Raw genomic sequence first — 5,999 nt, 5'->3', positions numbered from 1 at the left:
AGAAGTAGGGTGTGAGAAACATTGTTTCGCAAGACACACCATTTTAATGCCGTTTTCTGAAAGGTGCGTAAGACGCACCCTACATCCGAATTAAAAGTTTCACATACGAATTAAAAGTTTCACATAAAATCAAATACTTACATTTAAACTTATCCCGAACTCACTTTAAATAAGTAAAATTAAGCAATATCAGGTAGAATCACATCATAACTTTAACTGATCTGTTTGAAAAAATATGTCCTATCAAATAACTTTCACCCCTATGCCAAATATAAATATCACCGAAGATTCGATAGGTATTTGGTTTAGCCAAGGCTATTCTAGCCAACGTGATTTGGTTTTAACTGCACAAGAATTGCTAAGAATATTAAAAAATCAGGGCATTGAGCAAAAATTTCACATTATTGCATCGCATGAACAACGTCGCCCAGAGATCACAGACAGTGCCGATATTGTGCTACAAGAGCCCAAGCAAAATAAAATCGATTGGGTCATCGAACAAGCCAAAAAATATCAGGTCAAATTACTGATTGCAGGGCAAAATACGAAGCAATTTATTCAAGCAAAGGCGCGATTTGCAGAGCATGGTATCACTGTATTGGCGGGGATGAATGATATTGAAAAATTAAACCAAATCAATGACAAATCACTATTTACAGAAATTTGTCAAAGCCAAAATATCGACGTGGTGGCTGCAAGTACAGTGCACAATCATGAAGAGATGCAATTGGCTTATGAATACTGGGCAAAACAAGGTGAAGTGTGTGTCAAACCTACGCAAGGCGTATTTGCATCAGGTTTTTGGATTTTAGATCCACAAGCCAGTCCTTTTGCAGCGTTTGCCAACAGTCAAAATTTCCGTGTGCATCCACAGACGTTTATCGATAGCTATGCAAAATTGGATAATCCACCTGCTTATTTGGTGATGCCATTTTTAGAAGCATTGGAATGTTCGGTGGATATGTTCTGTATCAATGGTCGAATCCAATCAGCTGTGGCACGCTATAAACATGAAGGTGATTACCAAAGTCTACACTTGGATGACCCAGCGATCGATTTGGCACGTGAAGTGGTTAATTTATTTGGTTGTGATGGTTTGGTAAATCTACAAGCACGTTATAACGATAAAGGGCAATTATATGTTCTAGAAATCAATGCACGTGCATCAGGCGGTATCGGTTATACTTTTTTAAGTGGGCATAATATTGTACAGCACGCAATCTGTCATTATTTGGATTTGCCGTACCAAAGTTATGGCGATGAACAAAACGAAATTATCATGCGTGCGGTAAGCTTACCACTAATCGTGTGATTATTTTAAATTAAAATCAATAGTATAGGAATATAAATGCCAATCGTTCAGCTTAATCGTGGCACACTCACTTTACAACCTACTAGCCATCATCCCGACTGGCAAGTTAATGATTTATTGGATTATGCCGAGCGTATCAATCCAAAGCGAGCTTTTTTGTTTGTATCCAAAGTCTTGGGGCGACATATTCCTGTTAGCCCAAGCGTCATCCGACATGCGTTTAGTGATTTGGCAAATTTAGTGCCAAATGACTTGCCTGAACCTGTGCTAGTGATTGGCATGGCAGAAACCGCCGTTGGCTTGGGTGCTGGCGTGCATCAAGTGTTACAGCAACGTTATCCGCAAGCGATTTATCTGACTACGACTCGCCATCCTGTAGAAAATACGCAACTTTTGGCAGAATTTTTGGAAGAGCATAGCCATGCTCAAGACCAATTATTATATAGCTCAAATGATGCCGAATTGCAGCATGCCATTATGTCAGCAAAAAGTTTGATTTTGGTGGATGATGAAGCGTCTACAGGTAAGACTTTTGTCAATTTGGTCAATGCCCTACAACAAGCAGGCTTAAATCAATTACAGCATATTGTCAGTGCAACCTTGGTGGATTGGTCGAAAGGTATTCAAATTGATGGTTTAAATTGTCAATCTGTAGCATTGCTCAAAGGTGATTGGTCGTGGCAAGATAGCGATACACCGATTGCCATCAATATGCCTAAAGTGGATAGCATTGCCAAGGGGGATTATCCATGTATGGAAAAACCAACTTGGGGGCGAATTGCCACAAAAAATACGCTATATCTAGCCAATCTTGCAGATAAATTACAAAATATTCAAGCTGATGAAAAAATCTTGGTATTGGGTACAGGTGAATATGTTTGGTCGCCATTTTTGTTGGCGGAGTATTTGCAAAAACAAGGTGCGGATGTCAAATTCAGTGCGATTACCCGTTCGCCGATTGCATTAGGTCATGCCATCAAATCCAGTCTAGCTTTTCATGATAGTTATGGTTTGGGTATTCAAAATTTTGTCTATAATGTCAATGCCGATGATTATGATAGAATTTTGATATGTGTAGAAACCACACCAAATAGTGTGGCACAATCTTTGCTTGATGCTTTGCCAAATGCAGTGGTTGTGAGTAGTGTTGAGTTTCCTTTAATTTCTTGTTGATTATATTTCCCCCACCCTAACCCTCCCCCTAAGGTGGAGGGAACATTTTCTCTTAGGTAGCGAAGACGCATTATTTCCTAAGGAAGAGTTCAAAAGGATAAAAATGATGTCAAATACTCGCCCAATCATTTTGGTTGATTTAGATGATACGCTATTTCAAACCTATCGTCGTATCACGCCAACAGCTGACTTTAAAGCAGTGACAGTAGATAAACATGGCGAAACACTTGCCTATATGAACCCAAAACAGCAAAAGTTTGTCGATTGGCTATGGTCTAGTGGTAAGGTGCTTGCGGTGACGGCTCGTAGTCCAGAAGCCTTGTCACGTGTACATTTGCCTTTTGAACATGGTGCAGTGTGTTCACATGGCAGCACGGTGCTGAATGCCGATGGCACAGTCAATGCCGACTATCAACAGCTGATGGTACAGCAGTTGGACAGATACAAAGACAAATTTGAGCAGCTGATGCAAGCCGTGCTAGACACTGCAAAATGTTTTGGTTCGGTACGCAGTTGGATTGTGGAAGAGCAAAATTTGCAATTGTATTTGGTGGTTAAGCAAAACGATACCGATGGACATACAGGTCTATTTCTGATGGATCTATTGCATGCTTTACCGCAAGAGGTTTTAGACGGTTTTTATTGTCATGCGAATGGTAATAATTTGGCGATTATTCCTAATCCAGTTAGTAAAGCCAATGCAGCGGCATTTTTATTAAAGCAAGTATTAAAAGTCGATGAGCAAGATTTAATTTTGGGCTATGGTGATAGTTTGTCCGATGTGGCATTTTTGCAAATGTGTGATTGGTGGGGCGTGCCACAACTTAGCCAAATCAATCGTTTTGTTAGCCATCATGTCAGTGATGAATATCAAAAGCAGGGTTATTTTGGTGATTATCGGGAATAAAAATTATTGTTCACAAAGCTTGAGCAGTATTCTTGATATTTATCTTTAGCATTGCAATTGCTGAGAAAATATCAGATATTTGCTATTATCCAATTTTGAAAATTTAGTCAGACAACGATGCCAATAGATCTTACAACAGCCGAGCAAGATGCCCTATTTGCCACTGCTTTTAGTGGTAGCTATCAACCCTCACAAGTGCAATTTTTATTACAAAAAATGCAATTAGAAAATACCGACCCTGCGGAAAAAGAACGCCTGATTCAATTGGGACAAAAGCACTATTCGCAAATGATTAGCCATGAAAAGCCCCCAAGCGATGAGCATCTAAACCTTTATCGCCAAGCCCTTGCACAAGAAGGCGAGCGTTATGCCCTGCAAGTGGCACAGCTTGCTAATCGTTTGGCAGTGCATTATACGGGTGATGAGCCGATTATCTTGGTCAGTCTGGTGCGTGCGGGTGTGCCATTGGGCGTGTTACTTAAGGATGCCTTAAGCGATGTGAATAAAAACAGCGTGCATTACGGCATCAGTATTATCCGTGATCGTGGTATTGATTTTGCGGCATTAGAAAGCATTATTGCCAAGCATGGTGCAGAGCGATTGATTTTTGTCGATGGTTGGACGGGTAAAGGGGCGATTAAAGGTGAACTGATGCGTAGCATTGGACAAGATGCACGTTTTTTAGATGCCATGCAAAAATATGGTCATGATGATTTGCCATTGGTGACGCTGGCTGATGTGGCAGGTGTATCGTGGCTATCCGCCAGTGGAGAAGATTGGCTGATTCCATCGGGGATTTTGGGTTCGACCATTTCAGGATTGATTTCCCGTAGTATTTGCGTAGGCGATGCCTTGCAACAGCATGAAATCAATCAGGAAAATATATCTGAATGGCATGGCTGTATTGAATACGAACACTTACGAGCATTTGATATCAGTCAAGATTTTGTCGCACATATTAATCAAATTCGTCAAGATTTAGCCAAAAAACAAGGTGGTTTTTTCGCTTTAGGACAAGCAACATGGACAGCAGCACAACGTCAGCAACAAGCTTTACAATCTAGCCAAGTCGTGCAAAATATTGCCAAGCAGTTTGATATTGAAAATCTAAATCGTATCAAGCCTGGCATTGCTGAAGCGACACGAGCGATTTTACGACGTATGCCTGAGATGGTGATTTTACGAGAAGCGGATAATCCGAATACCGCGTTGTTGCGTTATCTTACCGAAAAAACATCAACGCCTGTCATAATTATGCCCGATATTGCCCCTTATCATGCGGTGACCATTATCCAAAAAATTGGCAATGTCGCTGACTAACATTATTTTTATTTATTTAAACATTACGGAAACTTTATGCCACAGCCTTTAGATGCTCCTACGCCTTTGCACGCCTTAGAATTGGGTGCAACGCTTTATGTGCCTGCCACCAGATTGGATTTAGTAGATATTACTTTGAATAATAAAATCAATGGCTTGCGTTCGATGGTTTTGTGTTTAGAAGATGCGGTGAGTGAACATGATGTGGCTTTTGCGCTTAAAAATCTAGCAGAACTCTTGATGCAATTATCAGAGCAACCAAAAGCAAAGCTAAAAATATTTATCCGTCCACGCCATCACGCCATGTTACAAAGCTTATTATCTTGGCAAAATATTGGTGTCATTGATGGTTTTGTATTGCCAAAATTTGATACGCAATCCTTACCAAAATATCAGCAAATCCTACAGCATAATCAATCGCTATACATTATGCCGACCTTTGAAAGTGCGGATATTTTTGATATTTTTGCTCAAAGGGATATTCGTCAGGCATTACAGCAAGATTTTAGTCAGGTTTTGGCATTACGTATTGGCGGTAATGACTTGCTCAATACCATGTCATTACGCCGTCCGACTACGCATCATATCTATGCCACGCCTGTAGGTTATTTGATTGCACAATTGGCAGGGCAGTTTATTAGCCATGGTTTTGCGATGACTGCCCCTGTATTTGAACATTTTTCCCAAGTGGATTTATTTCAGCAAGAATTGGCATTGGATATCGAGCATGGACTTTCGGGCAAAACCGTGATTCACCCAAGCCAAATCGCTATGGTGCATGATGCCTTTAAAGTCAGCCAATCCGAATTTGAACAAGCCCAAGCCATTTTACAGCCTGATGCTCAAGCGGTGTTTGCGGTGGCGGGCAGTATGATTGAACCTGCTACCCATAAAAATTGGGCGGAAAAAGTGTTGTTACGGGCGGAGGTTTATGGGGTTCGGTGATATATGAATCTAAAGGTTAAAGTTACATTTTTAGGAAAAGTAACTAAGTAATGTAACTCATAGATTGTATAAGATAAAATAGCACCTCGAAAAATTAGCCTAGCCTTTGAGATGTTTTTATTCTAAGGATAACAACAAGTCTTTTAATATGAGATTAATTTCATTTTTTTGCTGTTCATCGAACTGATTGAGTAGTCGCTGTTCATTGGCAACATGGTCTATCAATGCTTGTTCAATGATGCTTTTCCCTGAATCTGTAAGTCTAACTAGGGCGTGTTGACAATTAACACAAATTGATTATTGTTGCAGCCAGATAGATATTAGCAGCAAAAGATTCATCGG

At 40.2% G+C, this 5,999-nt stretch carries 5 protein-coding genes; all 5 read left to right on the top strand.

Annotated elements, in window-relative coordinates; translation table 11 throughout:
- Positions 1-235 precede the first annotated feature (235 nt).
- Positions 236-1,312, top strand: a complete 1,077-nt coding sequence (locus ACEYX7_RS10380; protein ID WP_374805348.1) for an ATP-grasp domain-containing protein — start codon at positions 236-238, stop codon at positions 1,310-1,312.
- A gap of 36 nt (positions 1,313-1,348) precedes the next feature.
- Positions 1,349-2,485 (top strand): phosphoribosyltransferase domain-containing protein, encoded by a 1,137-nt coding sequence (locus ACEYX7_RS10375; RefSeq protein WP_374805347.1) that lies wholly within the window; start codon positions 1,349-1,351, stop codon positions 2,483-2,485.
- A gap of 106 nt (positions 2,486-2,591) precedes the next feature.
- Entirely contained in the window at positions 2,592-3,392 is an 801-nt protein-coding gene (locus tag ACEYX7_RS10370) for a hypothetical protein (protein ID WP_374805345.1), read from the top strand.
- Positions 3,393-3,509: 117 nt separating this feature from the next.
- Complete coding sequence (locus ACEYX7_RS10365; protein ID WP_374805343.1) at positions 3,510-4,712, top strand: cysteine protease StiP family protein; 1,203 nt, start codon at positions 3,510-3,512, stop codon at positions 4,710-4,712.
- Between the two features lie 36 nt (positions 4,713-4,748).
- Positions 4,749-5,657, top strand: a complete 909-nt coding sequence (locus ACEYX7_RS10360) for an HpcH/HpaI aldolase/citrate lyase family protein (protein ID WP_374805341.1) — start codon at positions 4,749-4,751, stop codon at positions 5,655-5,657.
- Positions 5,658-5,999: the final 342 nt, after the last annotated feature.

Origin of the sequence: Hubeiibacter jixunmingi (genome assembly GCF_041928215.1) — a bacterium.
Lineage (GTDB): Bacteria > Pseudomonadota > Gammaproteobacteria > Pseudomonadales > Moraxellaceae > Acinetobacter.
Note: the sequence above shows the minus strand (reverse complement) of the source record. Positions and strands in the feature narration are given on the sequence as shown.

Bases quoted from the DNA above. Each gene is read 5' to 3' on its own strand.
- ACEYX7_RS10380 (WP_374805348.1), top strand. From the start codon at position 236: ATGTCCTATCAAATAACTTTCACCCCTATGCCAAATATAAATATCACC.
- ACEYX7_RS10375 (WP_374805347.1), top strand. From the start codon at position 1,349: ATGCCAATCGTTCAGCTTAATCGTGGCACACTCACTTTACAACCTACT.
- ACEYX7_RS10370 (WP_374805345.1), top strand. From the start codon at position 2,592: ATGTCAAATACTCGCCCAATCATTTTGGTTGATTTAGATGATACGCTA.
- ACEYX7_RS10365 (WP_374805343.1), top strand. From the start codon at position 3,510: ATGCCAATAGATCTTACAACAGCCGAGCAAGATGCCCTATTTGCCACT.
- ACEYX7_RS10360 (WP_374805341.1), top strand. From the start codon at position 4,749: ATGCCACAGCCTTTAGATGCTCCTACGCCTTTGCACGCCTTAGAATTG.